General features: G+C 28.5%; 20 protein-coding genes. 7 read left to right on the top strand and 13 right to left on the bottom strand.

Annotation, left to right across the window (positions count from 1 at the left end; all coding sequences use genetic code 11):
- Positions 1 to 42: 42 nt before the first annotated feature.
- Together J2772_RS21025 and J2772_RS21020 are read right to left on the bottom strand one after the other, a co-directional pair.
- On the bottom strand, positions 43 to 1,245 hold the full coding sequence (locus tag J2772_RS21025; RefSeq protein WP_209920135.1) for a DUF3871 family protein: 1,203 nt from the start codon (positions 1,243 to 1,245) through the stop codon (positions 43 to 45).
- Positions 1,223 to 2,200, bottom strand: a complete 978-nt coding sequence (locus J2772_RS21020; RefSeq protein WP_209920133.1) for an AAA family ATPase — start codon at positions 2,198 to 2,200, stop codon at positions 1,223 to 1,225. Before J2772_RS21020 ends, J2772_RS21025 begins: the two co-directional genes overlap by 23 nt.
- 144 nt (positions 2,201 to 2,344) lie before the next feature.
- Between J2772_RS21020 and J2772_RS21015 the strand changes: the two genes are divergently transcribed.
- A complete protein-coding gene (locus J2772_RS21015) occupies positions 2,345 to 3,760 on the top strand; it encodes a hypothetical protein (RefSeq protein ID WP_209920131.1) in 1,416 nt (471 codons plus the stop codon).
- 12 nt (positions 3,761 to 3,772) lie between these two features.
- On the opposite strand, the gene J2772_RS21010 is transcribed toward J2772_RS21015, so the two are convergent.
- The 6 genes from J2772_RS21010 to J2772_RS20985 form a co-directional block, all read right to left on the bottom strand.
- The gene (locus J2772_RS21010) at positions 3,773 to 4,981 is read right to left on the bottom strand and encodes a site-specific integrase (RefSeq protein ID WP_209920129.1); all 1,209 of its coding nucleotides are present in this window, start codon (positions 4,979 to 4,981) and stop codon (positions 3,773 to 3,775) included.
- A 469-nt stretch (positions 4,982 to 5,450) separates the two neighbouring features.
- Positions 5,451 to 6,470: a reverse transcriptase domain-containing protein gene (locus J2772_RS21005; protein WP_034696438.1), complete on the bottom strand. Its 1,020-nt coding sequence runs from the start codon at positions 6,468 to 6,470 to the stop codon at positions 5,451 to 5,453.
- A gap of 157 nt (positions 6,471 to 6,627) precedes the next feature.
- A complete protein-coding gene (locus J2772_RS21000) occupies positions 6,628 to 6,960 on the bottom strand; it encodes a hypothetical protein (protein ID WP_034696439.1) in 333 nt (110 codons plus the stop codon).
- A 4-nt stretch (positions 6,961 to 6,964) separates the two neighbouring features.
- Positions 6,965 to 7,801 carry a hypothetical protein gene (locus tag J2772_RS20995; RefSeq protein ID WP_209920127.1) on the bottom strand — a complete coding sequence of 279 codons (837 nt, stop codon included), beginning with the start codon at positions 7,799 to 7,801 and terminating at the stop codon, positions 6,965 to 6,967.
- A 160-nt stretch (positions 7,802 to 7,961) separates the two neighbouring features.
- Positions 7,962 to 9,689 (bottom strand): DUF262 domain-containing protein, encoded by a 1,728-nt coding sequence (locus J2772_RS20990; RefSeq protein WP_034696442.1) that lies wholly within the window; start codon positions 9,687 to 9,689, stop codon positions 7,962 to 7,964.
- 392 nt (positions 9,690 to 10,081) lie between these two features.
- A complete protein-coding gene (locus J2772_RS20985) occupies positions 10,082 to 10,486 on the bottom strand; it encodes a hypothetical protein (RefSeq protein ID WP_034696446.1) in 405 nt (134 codons plus the stop codon).
- A gap of 97 nt (positions 10,487 to 10,583) precedes the next feature.
- Here J2772_RS20985 and J2772_RS24315 point away from each other — a divergent pair, with 97 nt between their 5' ends.
- Complete coding sequence (locus J2772_RS24315; protein WP_034696447.1) at positions 10,584 to 10,805, top strand: helix-turn-helix domain-containing protein; 222 nt, start codon at positions 10,584 to 10,586, stop codon at positions 10,803 to 10,805.
- 105 nt (positions 10,806 to 10,910) lie between these two features.
- Here the strand turns inward: J2772_RS24315 and J2772_RS20975 are convergent, their stop codons facing one another.
- Together J2772_RS20975 and J2772_RS20970 are read right to left on the bottom strand one after the other, a co-directional pair.
- Entirely contained in the window at positions 10,911 to 11,351 is a 441-nt protein-coding gene (locus J2772_RS20975; protein WP_209920126.1) for a JAB domain-containing protein, read from the bottom strand.
- 147 nt (positions 11,352 to 11,498) lie between these two features.
- Positions 11,499 to 11,897: a hypothetical protein gene (locus tag J2772_RS20970; protein WP_209920124.1), complete on the bottom strand. Its 399-nt coding sequence runs from the start codon at positions 11,895 to 11,897 to the stop codon at positions 11,499 to 11,501.
- Positions 11,898 to 12,299: 402 nt separating this feature from the next.
- On the opposite strand from J2772_RS20970, the gene J2772_RS20965 reads away from it, so the two are divergent.
- The 5 genes from J2772_RS20965 to J2772_RS20945 all read left to right on the top strand — a co-directional run bounded on the left by J2772_RS20965 (position 12,300) and on the right by J2772_RS20945 (position 21,695).
- Positions 12,300 to 15,923, top strand: coding sequence for a YecA family protein (locus J2772_RS20965; protein WP_209920122.1), 3,624 nt, complete (start codon positions 12,300 to 12,302; stop codon positions 15,921 to 15,923).
- The gene (locus tag J2772_RS20960) at positions 15,907 to 17,337 is read left to right on the top strand and encodes a hypothetical protein (protein ID WP_209920121.1); all 1,431 of its coding nucleotides are present in this window, start codon (positions 15,907 to 15,909) and stop codon (positions 17,335 to 17,337) included. Before J2772_RS20965 ends, J2772_RS20960 begins: the two co-directional genes overlap by 17 nt.
- Positions 17,338 to 17,562: 225 nt before the next feature.
- Positions 17,563 to 18,834, top strand: a complete 1,272-nt coding sequence (locus tag J2772_RS20955) for a hypothetical protein (protein ID WP_209920120.1) — start codon at positions 17,563 to 17,565, stop codon at positions 18,832 to 18,834.
- 5 nt (positions 18,835 to 18,839) lie between these two features.
- Positions 18,840 to 19,856, top strand: coding sequence for a hypothetical protein (locus J2772_RS20950; protein ID WP_209920119.1), 1,017 nt, complete (start codon positions 18,840 to 18,842; stop codon positions 19,854 to 19,856).
- On the top strand, positions 19,857 to 21,695 hold the full coding sequence (locus tag J2772_RS20945; RefSeq protein WP_209920118.1) for a metallophosphoesterase: 1,839 nt from the start codon (positions 19,857 to 19,859) through the stop codon (positions 21,693 to 21,695).
- Positions 21,696 to 21,729: 34 nt separating this feature from the next.
- Here J2772_RS20945 and J2772_RS20940 read toward each other — a convergent pair whose 3' ends face one another.
- The 3 genes from J2772_RS20940 to J2772_RS20930 all read right to left on the bottom strand — a co-directional run bounded on the left by J2772_RS20940 (position 21,730) and on the right by J2772_RS20930 (position 25,208).
- The gene (locus J2772_RS20940) at positions 21,730 to 22,653 is read right to left on the bottom strand and encodes a DUF3871 family protein (protein ID WP_410494451.1); all 924 of its coding nucleotides are present in this window, start codon (positions 22,651 to 22,653) and stop codon (positions 21,730 to 21,732) included.
- Between the two features lie 250 nt (positions 22,654 to 22,903).
- Positions 22,904 to 23,881, bottom strand: coding sequence for an AAA family ATPase (locus tag J2772_RS20935; protein ID WP_209920115.1), 978 nt, complete (start codon positions 23,879 to 23,881; stop codon positions 22,904 to 22,906).
- 118 nt (positions 23,882 to 23,999) lie between these two features.
- Positions 24,000 to 25,208: a site-specific integrase gene (locus tag J2772_RS20930; protein WP_209920113.1), complete on the bottom strand. Its 1,209-nt coding sequence runs from the start codon at positions 25,206 to 25,208 to the stop codon at positions 24,000 to 24,002.
- Positions 25,209 to 25,254: the final 46 nt, after the last annotated feature.

Below are 25,254 nucleotides of genomic sequence, written 5' to 3'. Positions count from 1 at the left end.
CTACTCTTCTAATATAAACCCTACTTTTTGTAGGGTTTATTTTTAATTCAAAAACCAATGATAATCAGAACCATTATTGACTGCTTTCCGAATACCTTTTGAAAATTCAAAAGCATTCGAACTCCTATCAAGAAAAGTATCTATATAACTACTCTTGTTAGCTTGGGTAAAGAGATTATAGACATCCCAAAGGTTAATATTACCATTTTCTTGCCTACAGAAGTTCTTATCCTCATAATAATGTTTAGCCATAGTATTAATATGGCTGTCATTAAAGTTTAACAAAGGAATATTCTGTTTTTCAAGCTTAGGCAAGTGTTGATATAATCTACTTTTACCTATAAGTTGAGCAAATTGATGTTCTGAAAGATAATCCTGTGTAAGTTCTTTCATTTCCATTAAATGAAGCTCTGCATTATAATTTTGCATTACTTCTAATACCTTTGAATATAAATCATTTGTACTACCTACTCTAATATCCTCCACAAAGCCATCACTACTCACACACAAATTCATACAGACTTGATTTTGAAAACCTATGAAGAATTTGAACTTTTCTAAAGACTTTTTATTGTAAAGATTTTCCAAATTATAACTGCGTACTCCACCAATTGTGAGTGAAAGCTCATTACCATTTACTATATCATTTATGCTGGACACTTTAACTATGAAAGCCATTCTTTCATAATAAATAGTCTTTTCATGCTCTAACAGATCTTTTACAGGCTTATGGATTGCAGAAGGTATTCTACCTTTAATTTGATGAGAAACTCTTATTTCAGGGTTACTTATAACGTGATTAGGAAATACTCTCTGAACAGCAGATAAGACAACCTCAATAAACTCTTGATGTGTGATAGTTTTCTCATTGTCCTTGCTGAATACAGGGATAATACAATCATTCTGTAAGTGCTGTAATGTAGCTTCTGACGTATTAGCTAGGATAAAAGAACTTGGCTGATTAGTTTCTGTTAAAACAGAAAAACTCTGAACTTTTGAATTAGACATTAAAAAAGCCTGAACAGGTTCTTTATGTTCAGGCTTATCAGGAATTCTATTTATTCTAGTTGGATAAAATACTTCAACATTTTCAAAATCATTATCCATAAAGATGCCTTGTAATGATTTTCTTTCAAGTATCTGGCTCTCATTTACATTCTTTAATTCAAGGGAATCAACAGAGGAATCATTCCTGTTATTTATATATATTATGTTAGGAGTTTTACTGAAACTTTGAGTGTCCATTTTTGCTAAAATTATTTGGGGTATTTAAATTAATGAGTAAAGATTTCCTAGCTTCAAAATCAGGTCTTAAACTCTCCTGATACCGTGGAAACTGCCTGTATAGGGCTAAAAGCTCTGTTACAGACTTGCAGTTTTGAATAGTCTCATATACTTCCTGTTCTGTAGCATTCATTAGATTCTGACTAGGAGAACATTCAAAAGCATCACTTGGATCTATCTTAGGCATAGAGTTTCTTCCTGTAGAATTTGGAATAATTTGAGATGGATTAATTTTTGAGCCTGAATTACACCACTCTAATATCATTTTACCTGTATCAGAAGTAATAAGAAATTTAGGCTTATTCATAAATAATCCTGTTCTGTCCTTTGAAGCCTTAGCAAGATGATTCTCATTAATAAGCTCAAAGTTAATAGTTAACTCATACTCAAAGCCATCTCGGGTGATTTCTTTAGTTCCATGCTTTACAACTTGAGTTTTACCATTACTCCCTATATCAAGAGAATAATCTATTTTCCTTCTGGTTGTAGTGATTATATGGCAATTTGACTGCAATATCTTATTAATAAAGGCTTGGTGGCGAGGTGTTACATTAGCCCAATCTTGAAATCTTCCACCTAATTTCTCATGAATTTCTAAGCAGCCACCAGAGCCATTCCATTCATGACTTGCAGAATCTATAATAATAACTTCCATTCCTGATTTCTCACAAAGTTCAATAGCCTGAATATATCTTTCAGGACTATAAGGAGCATGTAAATCCAGTACATTATAATTTCCTATGTCTGAATACAGAGAAGCAGAAGAATTTTCTGTGTCTACTACAGCTATTTTATTCCAATCCTGTGTCATTCCATAAGCTAATAAAAGTGCTGATTTGGTCTTTCCAAATCCGGAAGCTCCTGACAGTCCTAGTCTAAGCTTCACTTGTTGTTTTTGTGATTTTTTTATTTCCATAAAGCCGTTTTTTAAGTTTTGGAATATATGTTGAATTAATTATAAAAGATTAAAATGGGAAAAAGTTATATGCCACTTGCTTTGAAATAAAGCACCTCTTAGGATTTACACCCTAAAGGCACAGCACCCTCAAGAGAGGGGGTAATGGAAATAACTCCATTAAAAGTGAACAATGTTCCTACAGTTCACTTAAACAGAATTAACAGCCCTAGTGCAGGAACATCACTAGAAAAAAATGGCTGGGCTAGAATACCTAGATTAACTTTGTATTTACCAAAAAAGTTGGATATTGATTCCATATTGAGGAAAAATAAACCTGATTTTATTTATAACAGGGACAAGTTTGTCTATATTCTACATCTTATTTATGCTATTCCAGCTCAAAAAAAGAAAGCTATTGAAGAGTACACGGGATATACTTCTATTAGCAAAAAAATTTTGGGTAGTATAATTAAGGACTATAGGAAGTATATTGATTATTTAAAAGAACAAAACATTATTGAAGAAGACAACTATATTGTTGGTTTAAAATGTGGAGGATTAAGATTTTCTGAAAAATATAGAAGTAAATTAAAACCTGTTGATATTACGAAATGGACTTTAATTAAAAATCTTCAGTATCTAAGAAAAGAAATCAATCAAAAAGCAACCACAGAATTATATTTTCTAAAAAAATGGCTTGAAAATTTAGATGTTGATATATCAAAAGCTAGAGATTACTTATCTAGAGAATTAGCCAAAGATGAGCTAAATGGAATTGGGCATTCTCTTGTAAGATATAATAGCAGACTACTTCCTATCGAGAGACTTTCTGCAAAGAATAATATCAGTTTCTTTGTAGATAATACAGCAGGAAGACTTCATACACCTATTACCCAGTTAAAGTCTGAGTTAAGGAAACATTTAAAATGGAAAGGTAAAGTCTTATATAGCGTAGATATTTCAAATTCTCAACCTTATCTTCTACAATCACTTATGAATGTAGAATTATTTGAGAGATGCAATATGACTGATAGAATTAATGCTGTAAATCCTGCCATAGACACTGCCAGATTAAAAAATTTAATTGCTAGTATATCTTCTAAAAAAGATGTAATTAGTTTTAATCAAATCGTAACTTCTGGTAGGTTCTATGAAAACTTTGGAAAATTACTCAAAGAAAATGGAGAATTAATTGGTATTCCAGATGAGAAGATAAAAGAGAAGGTAAAAGAAATCATTTTCACAACCTTCTTTTCTAAAAACACTGCTATTAGGTACAGAAATGTTATTAAACTTTTTAAAAGGACTTTTCCTAATGTATATAAAGTTATAAGTACTATTAAAAAAGATCAACATAATACTCTAGCAGTCATTCTTCAAAATCTAGAAGCTGATATTATTCTTAATAATGTTTGCAAAAAATTGGATAAGAAACATCCCGAAGTTCCTCTATTTACATTGCATGACTCTGTAATAACAACAGAAGACAATGTTGAATTAGTAGAAAAAACAATTCAGCAAACTATGAAAAAGTTCTTTGATAAAAAGGTCTCTTTAAAAATTGAGAGGTGGGAATAATCCACCTCTTTTTCATTTTAATTTCTCATTTAGCCTAAACATCTGCTCACTAACTTTTTTCTGCACTACCTTAGCATAATGTTGCTGGGTTATAGTAATTTTTGAATGCCCTAAAAGTTGTGATACAATCTCCATAGGGACATCATTAAAAAGTAATACAGTTGTTGCAAAGGTTCTTCTTGCTAGATGATGAGTAAGCCTTTTATTTATTCCAACTATATCAGCTATTTCTTTCAAATAAACATTAAACTTTTGGTTACTTAACTTAGGAAGAACTCTCTTTTCATCAACATAATCATATTTATCAATAATTCTTTTACTTCTAGTAAGTAGAGGTATTGTTAACAAATGCTGAGTTTTCCCTCTCATCATATTAATCCATTCATTACCATCAAATCCCTTTATAATATGGGATTTTTCAAGATTAACCATCTCACTATAAGCCAAACCTGTATAACAACAGAATACAAACATATCCTTAACCATCTGCAATTTTTCAGCTTTAAATTGATATTCCTCAAGCTTAGCTAATTCTTCTTCAGTTAAATAAGTGATTTCTTTTTTAATATGTTTTACTTTATAGTTAGTAAAAGGTTCCTTATGTAAAATATCTTCTGAGAGAGCTACCTTGACAATTTTCCTGAACCTTTGTATCATCTTATTAGTAGTAGCAATAGCTAAAGACTTTTCCGTTTTTAAATAAAACTCATAATCTTGAATAAATTTCAAGTCTAAATCTTTAAAATGATAATCAGCTTTGTTGAAATGAGACTTTATAAAGTCTTTTAACAACTCTTTCGCTTGTTTAAACTTCCATAAGGTTGCTATAGAATACTCCTTCCCTATTAGTTTTTCAACTCTTATATTATGTTCTTGAAAAAGCTGAAGTATAGTTTTGTCTTGCTTAGGAATATCTCCTTTGTATTGTAAGTAAATATCGTTAATATCAAAATCATTTCCACTAACCTGTAGAAATAAAAAAGCCTGATTAATTTCATTCTTAATCAGACTTAGTGAAGTATTAATAAATGTATTTTCTTCATTAGGAGGCTTAATTAACTGTTGTTTACTATCCCATTGTTTAGAAATAATAAATAATCCTGTAGAAAAAACCTTTCTTTTTCCTGAATAGGTTAACCTACACCTTAATGGAGCTTTACCTTTTGTATTCACATTGGTTTTATCTATCACAAATAGTATATGTAATTTATTGTAATTCATTTAATTAATAAATTTTAAAGGGTGTGCCTTTTTAATGATTAAGATGTGCCTTTTTATATGCCTTTTGTCCATCAGAAGGAACTATAGACACTAAAATTATTGATAAAATGCAAGTATAAAAGACTGAACCATAGTATAGAAATAAAAAAAGCACTCAAATTGAGTGCTTTTCTGTGGTCCCACCTGGGCTCGAACCAGGGACCACCTGATTATGAGTCAGTCAAGTATATTTATATTTCATTTTCATTTGATTTCATTAATTTGGTTTTCAACAATTTAGACACCATCAATCTTACATTTATTTATAATCATCTTCATTCCTTTAGAAAAATTGTTGCAGTATTGTTGCAGTATAAACCTTAATTATAATTAAGGCGTAAAGATAGAAGCGCTAAAATTCATGTAACTTGGCTTTACATAATTTAAAATTTTTGAAAATGAGAATATTGATCTAAAGTTATTTTTAATATCATTTAAATAAAGTTCTTATATACTCTTTATACTCAATAAACTCTTTATCATTTGGATTAATAAATACTACATATGATATTTTCCCATACAAATGATAAAGATAATTTCTATTTTTGATATTTTTAATTTCTTTATGGACTTCAAGAGTCTTTGTTCTAATATGAAAAACCTCTTGCCTCAATTTTAGTCTCTCTTTACGAGGAACTTGATTTTTTTCATTTACTACAATTCCTGTCACAATCTGTCTTTGATTACGCAACATTATTTTAGTTTTTTCATTATTTAGCTCAAGTCCCTTTTCTTTAAGTCTTTCTATAATTAGCTCAATAATTTCTTTTTCATCAAAATCTCCAGATAATGAAATATCATCAGCATAACGTGTATATCTTATATTCTTACTCGTACAATAATCTGCTACAAACATATCAAAATCAGACATAAATATATTAGAAAGAAATGGACTTGTGGGAGCACCTTGGGGAAGTTGATCGTTTAATGTACATAATTTGGAAAATAAATCTGAAATTATTTCCGAATATCCTAACTTATTAAAAATAATATAAACCTGCTCTTTTTTAATTGAAGAAAAAAAGTTCCTGATATCTAATGTCACTAATTTTTTTTGATTCACATGATATCTAGTATTTTCAATAATAGTAGTCTTTTTTTTATATGCCTTTGCAAATGCACTAATTTTAACATTGTACAAAATCTCACTAAGGATATAGTTTTGGATCAGCTTCAAATTAGGAAGGGGTTCAGAAATTTCTCGAGGATTTCCATTTCTTTTAGCTATTGTGAAACTTCGGTAATATGATCTTGAATAAATGGCAGCTCGCTTAATATAGGTTTTACGTACACCAACAAGTTTTGAAAAATGAGATGTATTAAAAATAATAGGTAATCCATTCTCTATTAGAGGTTTTGCATAAATTAAACATTCATTAACCTCTGTCTCTGTAAGACCTTCTTTAATGGCTTTTTTCGTGAATTTTTCTTTATAGATATTATATTCCATTTTATCTTTAATTGAGCGAACCAAAGTTCGCTCAAATTGGAATAAACTTTTCAAAAGGTCGGAGGTACACGGAGGCCTTTTGAAAAGTTGATGAGCTTGAAATTCAGTTCATTTACAGATTAATGATTCACTAATCCGGTATGTTAAACATACATAATTATTTTTTAAGTTTTATTTTGAATGTCAACTCACTACTTCTTGGAACAAATATATCATTTTTTTTTAATTTTTGAATCAAACTTTTTTCATCTGGTTTAATCCATTCTTTTTTGTTTGTTTTTTTATAAGTTATTGATAATTCCTCAAATTTTTTATTACCGCTATCCGAAAGAATAATTGAATCTTCTGTTTCTATTATTAATTTTTCAATTGCAATATATTTCAATAGTTCTGTTATTTCAGAATAGTTTAGCCCCTCAAATTGAAGTTCACTTATACTGGTATTGTTTTTAACCTTTAATAGTATAAGATATAGATGTTTCTCATTCATATTTTTAATATCTTGGGAATGGTGCCTTTTTTACTAAATTATGATCATAGTATTCATGCCAAAAAATTGGAAAAGTATTGTTTGGAGTTTTAATCAATGATAATAATGCTTCTGACTCCTCATAACCTAAACTAAATTTTGAATTAAATTTTAATTTTCGTTCTATTAACTTCATTAAACTTTTTCTTTTTGTTTGCTCATCAGCATAATAAAAATCTGTAATTCCTTTTCTCTCAATGTGAGAATAATATGTTTTAATTTTCTTATTAGTTATAATTTCCAAACCTTCATTTTGAATGGCGATAGAAATCAATATAATTTTTTCTAAAGGGATACTATATGATTCAATTTGCTCGATACAAGATTTAAAAGTTTTACCTGAGCCAATAAAATCATCTACAAGAATTAAATATTCAGTATCTTTTAATTTTAGTTTACTCAATGTTTTATAATTAGTAATAATACAATTACTCCCTTTTTCTATATGATCTAGTTCCTCAATATAATTAATAATACCTACTACTGGATAAATAAGGGACAATCCGCTTTTTAATTTATAGCTATCCCATGGTTTAACAACAGGAAAAAAATAGAACTTAGTTGCGCTTGAAATGATACTAGAATCAATTTTTCTAAATATATCAAGTATCTTTTTATCATATTGATTATTACCTATCCAAGTAAAATTATTCAATAGCTCAAGGACAAGATTAACTTCATTTTCATTAAGCTTATTCATTAAGTTAAATAATTTCTTTTCTACCGATTCGTGTAATGGGTTTTCTCTCCATTCTTTCACATCAATAATTTTTTGAAATCGAATTAATTGTTGAGGTGTCATTTATAATATAATGTACAGATTCTTAATTTGCTATTAAAGTTATTGAACAGCTTTAAAAATTCTAAAGGTCAACAACAATTTAAATAACTTGTAATTTCTACCGCTAGCCAATTTACTTAAATTTTTAGATATATACATTTATCTGCAAATTGAAAGAATTTTAATTAAGTATATTCCTTAGTTTTATCATTAGAAGTTCCTTTCTTCTTTCATAATAATTACTAAAGTTAACAAGACTTAGGTCTATATCTGGAATTAAATGCGATTTTAGAAACTGGCTTCTGTTACCCATATGTGTCTCTTTAACAATCCACTCTTCAAGAGTTTTATTACTTTTTGACATATTTTCATTTGCATCCAGCATTTGTAAATTATAAATTGAATTGTAGGTATGCCAATCAAATTTCTCCTTATCTGAATCAGATAAGTCTTTAAATTGGAATATTGGATGAATATGGTCTTTGTGAAAATTATTATTTTTGTAATCTAAATCAGGATATAATAATGACAATATTGAAAAAGCGTATTGATTATCCATTTGAGTCAATAATATCTCTTCAATAAACTCATCACCAATACTTAAATCTTTACGAATATATTTAAATATAGATTCACTTGGAAAGGTAAATATTTCAGGCTTAATTTTTAACTCATTAATATTTTCCGTGAATGTTTTTCTTATTTGAGACAAAACGGAATCCGAAGTCCCCCCAAATAAACGTTTAATTAATACTATATGTAACCATTTTTTTATCTTTTCTCTGTCATCTTTATATTCTATTTTAGTACTAAAATCTCTATATATATTTTTATGATACAGATAATAAATGATAGGAATTATAGCATTTTTTGATGTCAGTGTATAGTCTGTAAACCCAAAAGTTTTTACTAAATCAAAAGCTGATAATATCGAATCACGAATTCTCTCCCATTCAGCTTCAAAATCTTTTGCATTTTCTTTTGAAAAATTTGTAACATTAAATTTTATATCTTTACTATGCAAATATAGAAATGATTTCAAAATCAAGTCTTTTGATATAGAAAATCCTTTATCTCTAATTATATCAACCAGCTTATGAATTTCTTTTCTAGCATCTTTTTGAGTCCAATTTGCTACCGCAATTGACATTAATAAATCTGAAAAATTTAAAGGCTCACCTCCGCTATTAATCCTTATAAAAATATTTAATGCTTTATCTAACCTTTGATCACCTTCTAAGAAATAATTAATAATAGGTTTTTCCACGATAGTTCTTCTTAATTGACGAAGAGCTTTTCTTGAAAATGAATTCTCAAGCTCCTCTACAAAATTGTCGAAAACTTCATCTTGAGTATAGTTTAGAATGCATCCTACTTTAAACCATTGGTCTGTTTCTGTACTATAAATCATAGCTTCAGATGTTTCCTCTTTTTCTAAAAACTGAAACTCATAAATTCTGCCGTCTTCTTCATCTTCAAGTTCCTTAGAAATATTTAGATACAAATGGCGTGTGGGGATACTCCATTCCGTGTCTTCCCATTTTCTTCTATATTCTTTATATGCATAACTCCCTTTTAGACCAATATACAATGAGGTTAGCCTTTGTTGACCATCAAGAACGGCATTAAAAGCACTTATTCCATTCGTAGATATTTCTTCATTATGAGTCTTATATCTTTCTCTATATTCATTTATAAATTTGTAAAATCTATATCCCTGTGCTGTTTTCTCTTCTACTTTCCAAAAGAGAAAAGAACTAATAGGATAATTTCTCATTATTGAATCAAATAACCACTCAATTTTTGAATGCGTCCAAATAAACTCTCTTTGTATAGCAGGTAATAAAAACTGGTTATTTTCAATTTTGTCTATAGCTTCTGAAATTGTAATTGGAATTTGGAATGACATAATTTATTTTTAATTGCGAATAAACTTCAAATATAGAAAGTTTTTAAGTGTATTAAAGTATGACAAAATTATTATGGAAAAATGTATTATTTTACATTCACTTAACTTCATAATATGATTAAAAATTCTTATCACCTCACGATAAGCATATAAATTTCAAACAATTAAATATTTTATAATAAATAGTAGTGTACAATAGACGAAAAAACCTGCTAATAGGGTCTTCCAAAACTCCTTATCTTTGAAAACTATAGGTATTGGTCTATAATCATCCAAAGGACTTTTAAAACGATCACCTTCATTAATAAAACGAATCAAACTACCTAAAACGAGACTTAGGAAAATAGAAATAATTAGCAGTACTGGTACTGCAATTACCAATAGTAAAATTTTCATATATCTTTGGATTTATACAATAAAATAAATTGAGGGAGCATCAGTAAAACTGAAATTCCAAAAGAAGGAATAATAAACAGCAAACTAATAATTATACTACAAATTAGACTCATTATCCATTTACTTTTATATTGTTGTACTGTAAATTGGTTTGTTAGTCGTAGTTGAATATTATTACCCAGATTATATATTGGTCTGAACAATGCTCTAAGAATAAAGTAAAAAAGAAAAATGGCAACGATAGTCCCAATGATTCCCCCTACTCTTCCAGACAATGATATATTTCTATTTTTTTCTAATTGCATAACAAATGCTATTATCACTATTGTAAATACAAGTAAGCGAAAAATTGACTTTCCTATTGTTGCTGACAATTTTCCAAGTTTTTTAAAATTATTCATTTGAGTTATTATTTAATTACAAAAATACAAAGTTATCACTATTGATAACCATATCAAATCGGAATGTTATCAACTTTGATAATTATTTCATCAAAGTTTGGATAAAGAATCTCTTCAAATACTTATTAGCAAAAGAATAAAACAGATCAGAGAAGAAAAAAATATTTCTCAATCTGATTTAGGCGCTATGTGCAATTTTGAAAAATCAAATATGAGCAGAATAGAATCTGGTAGAATTTCGCCAAGCCTTATTACTTTATACAAAATTTCAAAAGCTCTTAATATAGAATTTCATGAACTGTTTAAGTTCGATAAATAATAATTCTGGCTATTAATACTATCTGAAAGTAATTCAAGTTCTAGAAATGCAATAGAATTTATACTTATATAAATAAGATTATATAAATACATTACTAATCTTGAATTATAAAAAATTATCTTCTTTATTGAGGCTATAATAATTATTTTTTGAAATAATCAAATGATCTAAAAGTGTTAAGTTCAGTAAATCACAAGCCTTGCTTAACTTCTCAGTTATGTTTTTGTCTGAATTACTTGGCGTGAGGCTTCCACTAGGATGATTATGCACTAGTATGATTTGTGTAGCATGACATTTAAGTGCTACACTTAGAATAATTCGTATATCTACTACTGAACTGTCTATACCACCTTTGGAAACATCGAAAATACCCAAAACGAAATTTCCTTTATTCATTAAAATTACTTTACATTCTTCTTGAAACTCTATTATATTTAAATTCCAATTTTTAATAATGAAGTGGTATGCATCCTTATGACTTGTAATTCTGATTTTTTCTTGATTAGGAGTGATATAACTGACCGATATTTCCATCAATTTGTTCATATAATTAAGTATTATTTAAGATTAAAAAAGCTAAAGCACTGAAATATTAAACTAATTTTGATTTCCTTTGGCTTTAAGTCCAGATTCCAAAAAATAAAAGCTTTATATAATTTCAGCGCTTTGACACTTTACATTTTATTTAAGTTATTACACTCCTGTTAATGCATGCTTCCCACTTCTGGAAAAGAATTCAACATCAGAAGTAAAGCTATCACTTACCTGTTTATTAACATTATTGTTTGCTCCTGGTTCTTGTACCGAGTATACAAACCTATGATGAAGGATGATCACATCTCCTGTGTCCTTAACAGTATACTCGTAGGCTTCACATTCCTGCTTGATAATACTTCCCTGCATTTGAGTTCCTATTAAAGCCTTACAGGTTAATTCATCAAATGTTGATGATATAAACGCCTTTTTGGATGTAGCATAGAATTGCCCTGTGGTTTGGCTCATAACCATTTCAATACCTCCCTGAACTTCCAGAACATAGAATGTAGTTCCATCTTCTTTTTCTCTTTTTTTGTAGTTGATAATTGTCACCATTGTTTTTTATTTTTGAGTTAGATAAAACACCAGGAACAAAAGAATTGTGAGCAATAGTACATCAGCTATCACCTTGATTGTATTACTGCCTCCGAAATTTTCTTTCTATTATTACTGATGGGGGGATGTTTTCCATTCCCAAGGATGGGTGGGGGTATCCAAAAGGGGGATTTGAGTATAAATAATCTTATTATTGAAATTTATTTTTTTAAAAAAATCTCAGAATGTAATAACATATGGAATTGAGGGAAACCGTAAAAAGAATCTTATAATTTTATTTTTCTTTGTAGATTACATTCTACTCTATTATAAGTGATTTAATTAGTGTAATTTATTACAATATTTAAGTAATAAGTCAACAAATACAATTTATTATAATTTAAAGCTTATATCTTGTTTACTATGAAACCAAATGTTTATGCACTTTGCCCTTGTGGAAGTGGAAAAAAAATAAAATTTTGTTGTGGTGCTAAAAGTACCAACAAAAGTTTTGATTTTGAAATCTATATAAAAAATAACAATTCAATTGAATTATTACAAATATTTGCACTGCTTCAACTAATTCCAGAAAATAGCTCAAAAATAATACGCATAGAAAAAATTCAAAATCTAATAATCCAAAATTTAAATACAAATAATGGAAAAGTTGATTTAAATATTCTTGAAAAGATTATAAAAGAAAAATATCCAAATTCATTTGAAGAAGACCCAAATGAGTGTTGTTTTTCAGAAAACATTATGTTTTATAATGGTAATAATGTAGTATTTCCTGGTATAGCAAATGGAACAACGGATATTAATCAGAATATTTTAAATACTTTATTCTTTTTTAAAAATAATATTTCCGAAAATTGTAAAAGAGCCATTTATGAGGGAACAATCTTTCTTTTGGAAATTCATAATTCTATAGCAAATAAACTCGAAATAAAAAGGTTTCAATTTACTGAAAACTTTAGAGGGAATATTATCTTTCCACCAGAAAAATTTATTGAAAATAATAAAAAATGCTTTACATTTTCAGAACAAGATATTAAGAGCATAACAAAAAAATGTAAAATTACAACAGATATAATAACCGAATTTATCACGAATTATGAAAACTGCTCCGATTATGATTTTGACAATCTAGAATTAACAAGAAAACCTTTTATATATTTTGATGAAAAATATCATTTAGTTTTACCTTCCTCAGAAATGTATGCTCTGAATACATTTATCAATAGGAAACTTAAAGAATTTGATGAAGTAGATAATTTCAAAAATGCATATCTCAGATTTTTTAAAAATGAATCTGGAAAATTGTTTTCAGGAATGGGATGGAATTTATTGAATGCCCATGAATGGTTCGATCTATTTCAATTTGACACTGATAAGTTTGCAATTGTTACTTATAATATTGGTACTACAGAATCTTTGGAAGATAATATTAATAAATTTATAGAAACGCAAAAGGCAGAAGATAATTTTATTTTTGTTACTGTAACTGGAGATTTTGATGCTGAATACCCCAAATTTACGCAACATAAAATTATTGAAAATGCAAAATTCCAAGTTGCAATTTCTTTATCAGATTTACAACATTTCCTTACTCTTTATAATCCTAATAAACTTAGTCTTTGGAAATACTTAGTTGCTGAAAAAAAATGCTATGAGAACAATGTGATGATTCTTCCATATTTTTCTTTCTTAACAAGATACTATTGGTATAGTGAAAATGAAGGCTCTTTCTTTCCAGCAGATCAACCAATTCCAACTTTTATTCAATTTGATTTTGAATTACAAGGTAACCAAATAATAACAGCTCTACAAAAAAATGATAAACATTTAATTCCATATATCGGAGACGAAGGTACAATGGGTTATATTCCAGCATATAAAACAGAAACGTATGCCCCAATTTATACTTCTGAAAATATTTTCAGAGGAGATTTAGAAATTATTTTAGAAAAATATAATTTTCCAATATGGATTACCAATTCTAAGAGTTACGATATAACAGGAAAGAATTTTGCTGACTCAGTTGCATATTGGTTGAACGACTTTTATCCATCTCTAAAGTCATACTTTCCTTCAAACATTAAGTTTCCACTAAATATTGAAATTGGTTTTGATGAAAAATTTTATTCTGCGACTTCATTAGATATTGAGAATAATAAAAATACAAAAGTCAATTTTAAATATACTATTGACAGATTGTTAAATAAAATTATTATAAATATTCCTGTAACATTATTTAATTCGTTGAATAGAAAGGACAACTATGGTGAAAGAATATTGATGGATCTAATACTCAATTTGATTTCATTATTATTAAAAGATTACGGTGTAGAAATTACAGAAAGAAATATAAAAGAAATTCTTTCAACTCATATGCCTTTGAGCATGAGAAAAATGATAGTAACAGGAGATACAAAAGACGATATAAAACAGGACAATAGATTTATTCCTAAAACAAGGTACATTGAAAAATCAGATAAATCACTTATTATAGAAAGTATTATTGAATGGAGTAAACTTAAAATTGGAAAGAAAATTACCTCCAAAGATGAGAAACTAAATATATCTTATAAAGTCATTAATACTCTTATAGCTAAAATTAGTAGTTCTCTTAAACTTTATAATACAATTGAGCTTCTTGAGTTCACAATGTTGAGACATGAAGCATTACTTAATGAAAATTCATTTAAAAAAATAAGGCTGGTTACTTATTTTGAATGTTTTAAAAATTATGAGGATGCATTTAATAAATTCATAAACGAAGAAAGTAAAAATATTAGAACTGCATTAGCTACAAGGAACTTAATAGAATTTATTGTAGCGGAACCAAATAAAGGAATTAAAAAACCAAATGATAATGATATAGATTTTTTGGTGGCCTTATTAGATGAAATAATCTTTTGGGGAAGTTTAGCAGATTCCATCAAATTTGATTTAGATAATCCTGAAATGGGATTACTTGCTTCTGGAAGAATAGGAATAAATTATGATTTTTATGAAAGAATAAATAATTTCACAAATGAGCATAAAAAAGATGAGCACTATGAATCGACAGCTTTTTTTAGTGAGGAAAATCAAACGGAAGTTTCTGAAACATCTCTGCCAGAAGACTACTATGATATTGTTGATAAAGCTTTTGAAAACGATTTAGGTATTACAATACCTGTAATTAATGCTATCTTTTTCTTTTTATCTCATAATAGTCTAAACGAAGAAAATTCGGTGAGCATAATTAAAGAAAATCAATTTAAGGAAATACTAAAAAAAGAATGTAAAATAGGTGAAAATGAATATAATTCTTTAATTGAACATTTTGTCATTACTCCAAGAGGAAATATTCTTCATCCACCTAAGACCTATCAATATTCTGATATACAACCATGGAGATATAACAGACCTCTTTCTTATCTTCTAAAACCAATTATTAAGATTGATAATAAATTTATATATAGTGCAAGACATTTGTCCGCTGCATACGAAAATTATCTTGCTAAATTTATGGAAGGGGCAATTAAATATGACAAAAAATATAAAGAATTAAATAAATTACAAGCTAACAGAAACAATATTAAGGGGAAAGAATTTAGAAATGAAGTTTATTTATGGTTATCAAAAAAAACATCTTTAGAAGTTGTACCATATGAATTTAAAATCACTCAAAAAATTGCAAATAGAGAATATGGAGATGTAGATGTCTTAGCATTTGATAAAATAAATAATATCATATATTCCATAGAGTGTAAAAATACAAAACAAGCAAAAATAATATATGAATATTATACAAACTCCAAAAATTATATTGATGACAAGTTGCCATTGCATGATAATAGAAGAATCTGGCTTGAAAATAATTTAAATAAACTATCTGAAATTTTCAAGTATGATTTTTCTGATTTCAAAGTAAAGTCTATACTCATTTCATCATATCAGTTACCTTTAAATCTTATAAAGGATATTGAAAATGTCGAAATTTATTCATTAAGTGAAGTAAAAAGAAAAAATATTTTTAGCAATGAAACTATATATTGATTGGAATGTTCTAAATGGAATCAAAAATGGAAGATTTGAGGAGTTGGAAAAAATAATACGACAACCAGAAAAATTTATTATTATTTATTCCACTTCACATATTTCAGATATTGCATCAAGCTATTCGGATGATAAAGTAAATAAAGAAATACAATCTGACTTAGAATTTCTATCTGAAATAACACAGGACCTTTGTATTTTCAATAATGGCAAGGATATAGTTATCCAGCATAATGAACCTTTTCATTTATTTGAGAATGAGCTGGATAGTAAAAGTCTAATGGATGATTTTTCGTTTGATAAAATATTCAATTCGATTGGTGATGATAATAAAGATTCCGAATTAATTGCCCCTATTAAAACATCTTTGAAATCATTCCCTCTCGATAATATTTTTAAAGATGCAATGGAAGATCCTCAAAGCTCAGACTTTATGAATGCGATGTTTCCTGGTTTAAAAGAAAATCCAACTATGGAAGGGCTTTTTAATTCAATGGGAAAGATGTTAGAAAACATCAATGAAAAAGAAGGATACAAGGATTTAAAACATCCATTTAAAAATCTGAATATTAATCAAGGAAAGCTTAACGATCCTAACAATAACCCGTTCGAAGTTTTAAAAGAGACCTACAAAAAACTAGGAGTTGAAAGCCCATTAGAAAAAGATTATATGGATGAAAAACATGCTCCTAAATGGTTCAATGATTTAAGCTCTGCATACATTAATTTGGACATGCACGGTTTTTATTCAGATAAAGTCAAGGTTACTGACAAAGAAAAGAATACTTTTAAGAATACCACTCAAGATGCATTTCATACAGCATTTGCTTCAACATGTGATATCTATATTACTAACGATAAAAAGAACTATCAGAAAGCAAAAGCTGTTTACCAAAAGAAAAATATTTCCACTCATGTTTTAAAACCAGAAGAATTTATCAAATTTTATCAAGAAAATATTGAAAATGTAGATTTTACAACAAGTTGGAACAAACTTAGTGAAGTATTACAATCAGGGAATTTCTATGATATTTCAGACGAAAATAACCCTGATGATTGTTACCAAGTTCATTTCTCAAACTTTTACTATTTAGGCTACTTCAATAAAATATATCTGTTCAATTCTGATTCTGATAAAAATTCTTTCAGTATTATGTTTGGAAAAGAGCTTCCAACAAATTGTTTAGGAGTATTTTATAAAGAAATTAAAGAAATGGTCAAAATTATAGTTGATCATTTAGGAAGTGATAGTAGTGATAAAGGATATTTTGATGAATCAGAAATTGATGAAAATAATCATTGGAACGGTAGAGTTTGGAAAGTTGGAGAATTTCAATATAGATTAGTTCAAGATAAAAGATATTTTCAATTTTATTATGATTTTAATGTCTCCTCCTCAGTTAGTAACTCTTAAAGATCTTTCAAGTATATAAAATAAGTATTCATTAAATTTTAATTCATTACTTAGTTATCTATTAATAATTTATATTATTTAATTAAATTACTATTTTTACAAAAACTATAATTATGAAGCACAAAATTAAAAACAACAATGCACTTTAATTTCTGAAGGAAACAGAATTTAGAAATGTCTTTCTTTTTGATTTTTTTAAGAATCATTTACACCTATATCAAACTTATGTCAATAACAATAGTTAAGCAAGGAGTTACTTTTACTTCTTTTGAGTTTTATAATATATTTTTAAAAGAAATAGCTCTGTTTTATAAAGACAATAAACAGGAAAAAATCTCATTTTCTTTAATTGATAATAGAGATAATGATATTCCATATAATAAATATAGGATTGATGGAAACACATTACCCTTACTATTAAATATATTTGAACAGCTATCATCTTATCACAAAGAAGGGGTAGGCCTAAAATTGCAAAATATAATCGGTCACGATAAAAATTTAGGTACGCAGGATCTTATATCTTTTTTAACCAACTCCAATTTTTTTAATATAGCACAAAGGCAAGATCAAAATTACTCAAAATTAGAACCTTCATATCCTATTATTGATATAGATAAAAATTTATTGCCTTCTAAGAAGTTAGATTCAAAATTTGAAATAGACTGTTTTTCGTTAACTCAAGATGATAGTTTAAGATTTGAATTAGAGGGGCTAAATGATGAAGAAAAAAGAGATAAGCTTGTAGAATATTATATGTTTAAAGTAGAAAAAAAATTTTCGAAATTATTTCCCGAACTCAGTATCAGCAAAAATTTTCTTCAAAATACAACGACTATAATTGACTATAAAAAATTTTACATCCATGTTTTGCCTGAACTTATAACCAATGGAGTTTTGCATTCAGGCGCGAATACTTTTGCATCATTATATAAAGACTTGTACAAAACTAAAATATCGGTTTCAGATAATGGTATTGGATTCAACCAATCAATGGATAATAAGAAAAATTTAGGATTCTACAAAAGAAATAGATTAAAAGAAGAATTATCTAAAAAAAATACTTTTAATATTAACCCTAGTTATCTTACACACCTTCATTCAATCTTCGAAACATTATATTTTTCAATGTTAAAAAATAGACTAGGCTTATTTGATCTAATCTGCAATGTAATTCTGATGTTAGACGGAGTTTTCAGAATTCATACAGAAAACACTCAATTAATTCTATCTAAAAGAGTTAATGATACTATTGTAAAACTTTATAATAAAAGAAAACAAATAATAAAATTACACGATGAAAAACTTTTAGAAAAAATAAGTGATGAAGAGCTAAATTCACAAATGGAATTATTATCATCTCAAGCTTTAGGGCTTTTTGTAGATTTTTATGTACAAACTCTCGGAAAATACACTAGAGATGTTAAATTTTCTTCAATCCGTTTTTTTCCAGTAAGATTTAAGGGTGTCCATATAGAAGTTGAAATTCCAAATTAATAATCATGATCATTTCTAAATTAATCACAGAAAAATATATTTACATTAATTTGCATGCTGAACAGGTTATTACTGCAAATTATTTGGAGTCTTCAAGAGAAGGAATTTTTGTTACAGAACTAAATCTTACTACATTAAAAAATGTTGTAGAAGATTTATCATTACTGACTAATGAAGATAAAAGAGATATTTTAATTTTAGATTTTAATTTTTTAGCCTTTTTACAACCAAACTTAAAAAATATTTTTATAGAGTTAAAGAACGCTGGATACAAAATTATTTTTTTAAATATTGAGAAGAAAATTATTGAAGAAAACGGATTTGATATTGTTACAAATACCAGTAATGAATATGAAGGCTCAATGTTTAAAAAGTTTTACTTTTTTGAAGGCAATGATCCTTCTACAATGTCTGTAGAACTTGATATTGATAGTGTTTTTTATAAAAAATTTAAAGAAATATTAATTGCTAATAAATGTAATGAACAGAATATAAAACATACCTCATCATTCGTTTACATTTCGTCTTATATTGATATAAAAAAAATCATCACATTTCAAAGAAATTTTATTTTATACGCTATTTATAAATTAGCAATCAAAATTTCTGAAGAATTTCTAAAAAATAAAGAAACAGCTCCCAAACTGGTTTGTCAAAGTTTAAATGGATCATTTATAGCTTCTATTTTATCAACATATTTAAATCTTGACATTGTAATTTTCGATAAGATAGGTCCCGTGAATAAACTTTATTCTCGTTTGAACAAAGTAATTGAAGAAGATTGCGAATATATAGTAATTTCTGATTTAGTGTGCCTAGGAACTGAAGTAAAAATTGTCAGAAATCTAATTCAATTTTTAGGAGGTAAATATCTTGGAAGTATTGCACTTATAAAAGTTGAAACATTACATAAAAGTCATATTGATAAAATTGATACAACAACAGCAGTTTTTTCTATTCGAAATAGTAACAATCTAGAATTAGGATATAAAATATACACTAACCTTGAAGAGACAAATTAAATGAGTAATCCTATAATAATACATATTTCTGATTTACACATATCTGATCATACAGAAATTTTCAAAGAAAAAAATAAAAACAGTTTACTTTCTTCTAATCTATCAGATCCAGCTAATAATTCATTTATAGAAAAATTTATTTCTACAATAAAAAAGGATTTTCCTGATAGTGATCTAAACCTCTTAATAACAGGTGACATTTCAAATATTGCTGAGAAAATCGAATATGATGCCGCAATTGTATATATTAATAAGATAATAAATGACTTATCCATACCTAAAGAGAAAATTTTATTATTGCCCGGTGATCATGACGTGCATAGAGATTCTATTAAAAATTTACTACGAGATAATTCTTCACCTACTAATGAAGAAATAAACAAAGTTAAATTTTCAAACTTTTCAGAATTATACTCACAAATTATGGGGTATGAATTTAGCCATAATGATCTGATTGTAAATCAAATTGAATTGCCAGAAAATATTTTATTACTTGGTTTAAATTCCAATTTATATATTAATCAGCACGGTGGCTTAGGAAAAATTGACATTTTAGATTTTGATACGAAAATTGAAAACATAAAAACACGACACCCTGATAAAGAAATATTTATAGCATTCCATCATAATATAAGTGGTACTTATGAAGACAAACAATCAGGTCAATGGGATCCTGAAAATAGAAAATATTTTATAGAATCTATTAGTAAGCATGATCTCAAAATTACATTTTATGGAAATGAACATACTCCTCGCTCGGGTAAGCTAGAAGACCTATTTTATATCAGTGAATCAGGTGCAATTGCAAGTAAATCACCACTAGGAACTTTTAGATGTTATGAAATTATTAAAACTGAGAATAAAACAGTTTTAAAAAACCATTTATATCATCTCGCTAGTTTTAATACAATTTTAGAAACCAACGGTGGAAACTGGAATCCCATTACCCCTCCCTCTAGACATAAAACAGAGATTGATGAATTTGTAATTTTGGACAACACCAACACCGTAGCACAAACAGAATTTGATTTAGGAATTCCCGAAGCAGCTCCAGAAGAATTTGTAGAAACCACAAGTGATGAACCAGAAGAAATTAACCAAATAATCACTTATAAGGGTGAATATTCAGATAAAATATATGAAATAGTAAAGAAAAAAAAACTATTTCATTCGGGACACTTTCATTGGAGTGAGACTTCACGAGCTCATAACTGGATTGACATAACTAAATTACTTGAGGATAAAGATGATTTATATACAGTTAAAAGTTCTATAATTGATATAATTGAAACATTTGACTTAAGCAAAAATTGTGATCTAATAATAGGATTAGGCTATGAAGGAAACATAATCTCTTCCAAGGCAGCAATTAAATATAATGTTCCTTATTCGTCTCTACCATATTCATATAGATATAATGATCATCATGATTTTGAGAAAAAATTATACTTCAAAAATGATGAAAAGAAATATAAAAATGTGATAATAATAACCGATGTTGTAAATGATGGAAGGACCATTAGAAAACTTATGAAAAAAGAAAATAGAGAAAAAGCTTTTTTCGATAATGTTGAAAAAGTTACAGTTGTATCATTATTCTATTCAGGTGAAAGAGAATTAAATATCGATGTATTAAATACAAAAGATAAAACCTTTCCAGAAAATTATGATTGGGAAAATGATTATACTGATATCGACAATATTGATTATTATACTGTTGCAAAATTAAAAGTTGAAAAATGCCCTTATGCCAATAATAATTATGAAACAGAATGTGTTATATACAAAGATAAATTAGATTGTGTACATTTATTTTATGACAAGTCTAAAACAACATAAAAATAAAACTGCCCTTAGAAAAAGGGCAGTTTCTTTAACTCAAAAACCAACAGTAATCAGAATTACCATTGAGCGTTTTCTGAATACCTTTGCTAAATTCAAAAGCGTTCAGATTCCTATCTAGGAAAGTATCTATATATGAGGACTTATTAGCCTGTGTGAAGAGGTTATATAAATACCATAAATTTATCCTCCCATACTCCTGCCTACAAAAGTTCTTGTCTTCGTAATAGTCCTTTGCTATTGTATTAATGTGGCTGTCATTGAAATTAAGTAAAGGAATATTCAATTTCTTTGGCTTTGGTAAATGCTGGTACAACCTGCTTCTCCCTATAAGCTGTGCAAACTGATGTTCAGAGAGAGAATCATGGGTAAGCTCCTTCATCTCCTTTAAATGAAGCTCTGCATTATAATTCTGCATTACATCCAATGTTTTGGAATATAAATCCTGAGTACCAGATACTCTCATATCTTCCTTGAATCCATCTGTTGATACACATAAATTACAGCATATCTGGTTCTGGAAACCAATGAAGAACTTCATTCGCTCCAAAGCTTTCTTATTGTAAAGATTTTCCAAATTATAGCTTCTGACACCGCCTATTGTTAGTGATAGTCCATTTCCATTTACTATATCTGTAATACCAGGAATTCTGATGATGAAGGCCATTCTTTCATAATAAATGGTTTTTTGGTGGTCTAGTAAATCTTTTACATTTAAGTGTATAGCATCTGGTGTCCTACCTTTAATCTGATGTGATACCCTTATCTCAGTCTGCATGGGAAATACCTTTTGTGCAGCATTCATCACCACATCAATAAATTCCTGATGAGCAATCGTTTTTTCATTATCTTTACTGAAAACCGGGATAATACAGTCATTCTTTAAATGGTAGAGATTGACCGCTTGTGTATTGGCTTCAATAAAGGGCTTATGTTCATATTGTATCACTTCCATTGGTTTGTGTTCCTGGTGAACTTCAATTCTTTGAGGAGAATTATCCAACGTCTGATACTCCTTACTATGCACTATCTCTTCCTGTTCTCTTGATTTTGTTTCAGTTGGAACAGTACCTGGAACAAAATAATCCTGATTTGAATGGTGGGCTGTGTCATTATTCATCCTGCTTTCATATAAAGAAATCTCTTTAATACTCTGTGCTGGTCTGAGTTCAAATGCTTCTTCTAGTGTAGCAGGTTTTATTTTATTAATGGTGTCCATTGGTTGAAAAGTTTTGAGGATTGGATAATTTGATTAAAAATGATTTTCTGGCTTCATACTCAGGCTTTAATTCCTGCTGATATTCCGGGTACTGTTTGTAAATAGCCAAAAGTTCTGCAATCGTATTGCTGGTTTTGATTCTATTGAGAATACTTTCTTTGCCGGTATTACTATTAATATCATGTTCTTTAGGGAAGCGCTCATCACCAGGACCAAAATAATCTGTTGAGTTCGGAGAATCAATAGAGGGTTCAGAAGAGGTTGCAAAACTTGCAGTTTCTGCAATACCGGAATTACACCAGTCTAAAATAAGTTGTCCTGTGTCAGAGGTAATAATAAATTCAGGTTTGTTCATAAATAACCCTGTGCGGTCCTTTGAAGCCTTACAGAGGTGATTTTCATTCACCAGTTCAAAATTAATAGTCAATTCATATTCGAACCCTTCCCTTGTAATTTCTTTTGTTCCATGCTTTACTACCTGGGTTTTACCATTGCTTCCAACATCTAAAGAGTAGTCTATTTTTCTCCTGGTGGTAGTAATAATATGGCAGCTTGATTGCAGAATTTTATTGATAAATGCCTGATGTCTTGGCGTGACATTAGCCCAATCTTGAAATCTACCTCCCAGCTTCTCATGAATATCAAGACATCCACCAGTACCATTCCATTCATGGCTTACAGAATCAATGATTATTACTTCAATTCCTGATTTTTCACATAGTTCAATTGCTTGAATATACCTTTCAGGAGAATAAGGTGTTTCTAGGTCAAGTACATTGTAATTTCCCAGGTCTGAATATAAGGAAGCTGAGGAGTTTTCTGTATCTATAACAGCTATTCTGCTCCAATCCTGTGTCATTCCATAGGCTAGTAGAAGTGCTGACTTCGTTTTACCGAATCCCGAAGCTCCTGATAGTCCTAATCTGAGCTTTACTTGTTGTCTTTGTGATTGTTTTAATTGCATACGTTTTAAAATTTAATGGTTAATATTCTTTGTTTAAATGTTAATTTTTTAAATGAAAAAAGGTTAATCTCATATTGAAATTAACCTTCGGCTATTATTGATTCTTTTGTATCTAATCTTATAATTCTATTAGTTTGTTTATTTCCTGGTCCAAATCTTCATTTTCAAAATCTTTAAGATAGGTCATCGTAATTTGAACGTCACTATGGCCCATCATCTCTGAAATCTTTGAAACACTTGTTCCTAAATATTTCAGTATAGTTGCAAAACTATGTCTGGCAACGTAAGAGGTAACAGGTTTTTCAATACCTGCCAATTTTCCAATTTCTTTTAATTTGGAATTGTACCTGCTTAATACCTTATGTTTCCTATTAGCAATCTGGACAGGTGTCAAATCATCTTTCAGTAGAATCGGAAATACATATTGACTGTTTCTTCCCTGAGCTTTGTATAGATCTATTATCTCCTGCATGGCAGGATTAATCTCGATACTAAAACTGGCTTTAGTTTTAGACCTTACGTAATAAATCCTACCGTCCTGAATATCTGTCCATTTAAGCTTCATCATATCAATAAAGTTCATTCCCCTTGCGTAAATAGAAAACATAAAATAGTTGTATGCTTCAAGTAGATGTGGAGACTTGGATAAATCAACATCTCTGAGCTTTTTAAACTCCTCTATACTGAGCGCCTTTTTATTATTTACTGATTTGAGCTTTGAAACTTTATAAGTCTCAAATGGGTAATTTTCTTTCGTTATAAGCTTACGTTTTATAGCCTTGTTGACCAATGCTCTTAAATGTCTCATCTTAAAGCTTATTCCACCGTTACCGTTCCCTCTCTCCCTTAAACTGACTTCGTACTTTTCCAGCAAAACAGGAGTTATATCCTTAATTCTTAATTTTTTACCTCCAAAACTCACGAAAGAATCTCTGGTATCCTTATATGCCTTCGCATTTCCAATCCTTCCTGACCGAGTTAGTTCATCAATAATTTCATCAAAGAACCCAGCTACAAGAACATTCTGTTCCATTGTTCTATTTTTGAACTTATATTCAAATTCATCAAGATCGAAGTTTTTGCCCTCGTTCTGAAAGTCCCTTATAATCTTATTAGCCCTTGCCTTGAAGCTGATAAGCAAATTATTTTCGATTTTATAGTCTGGATGCCCTTTCAGGAACTGCTCATTTTCAAAGTGTTCTTTCTTACATTTTAAGCCTAAAGCGATATTTTTTCTTTTTCTGTCCTTGATAATTCTAAGGTATACTGTATACAAATTATTAGACATAGGTCTACTGTCAAGTATAAATTTGATACTTGTGTTCATAATTTATTAATTTTAAAATTGAAGAAATAACTGCCCAATGGGACAT

The sequence above is a fragment of the Chryseobacterium jejuense genome, from assembly GCF_017877355.1.
Taxonomy (GTDB): domain Bacteria; phylum Bacteroidota; class Bacteroidia; order Flavobacteriales; family Weeksellaceae; genus Chryseobacterium; species Chryseobacterium jejuense_A.
The sequence above is the reverse complement of the archived record's forward strand: the minus strand, read 5'-3'. Positions and strand labels throughout refer to the sequence as shown.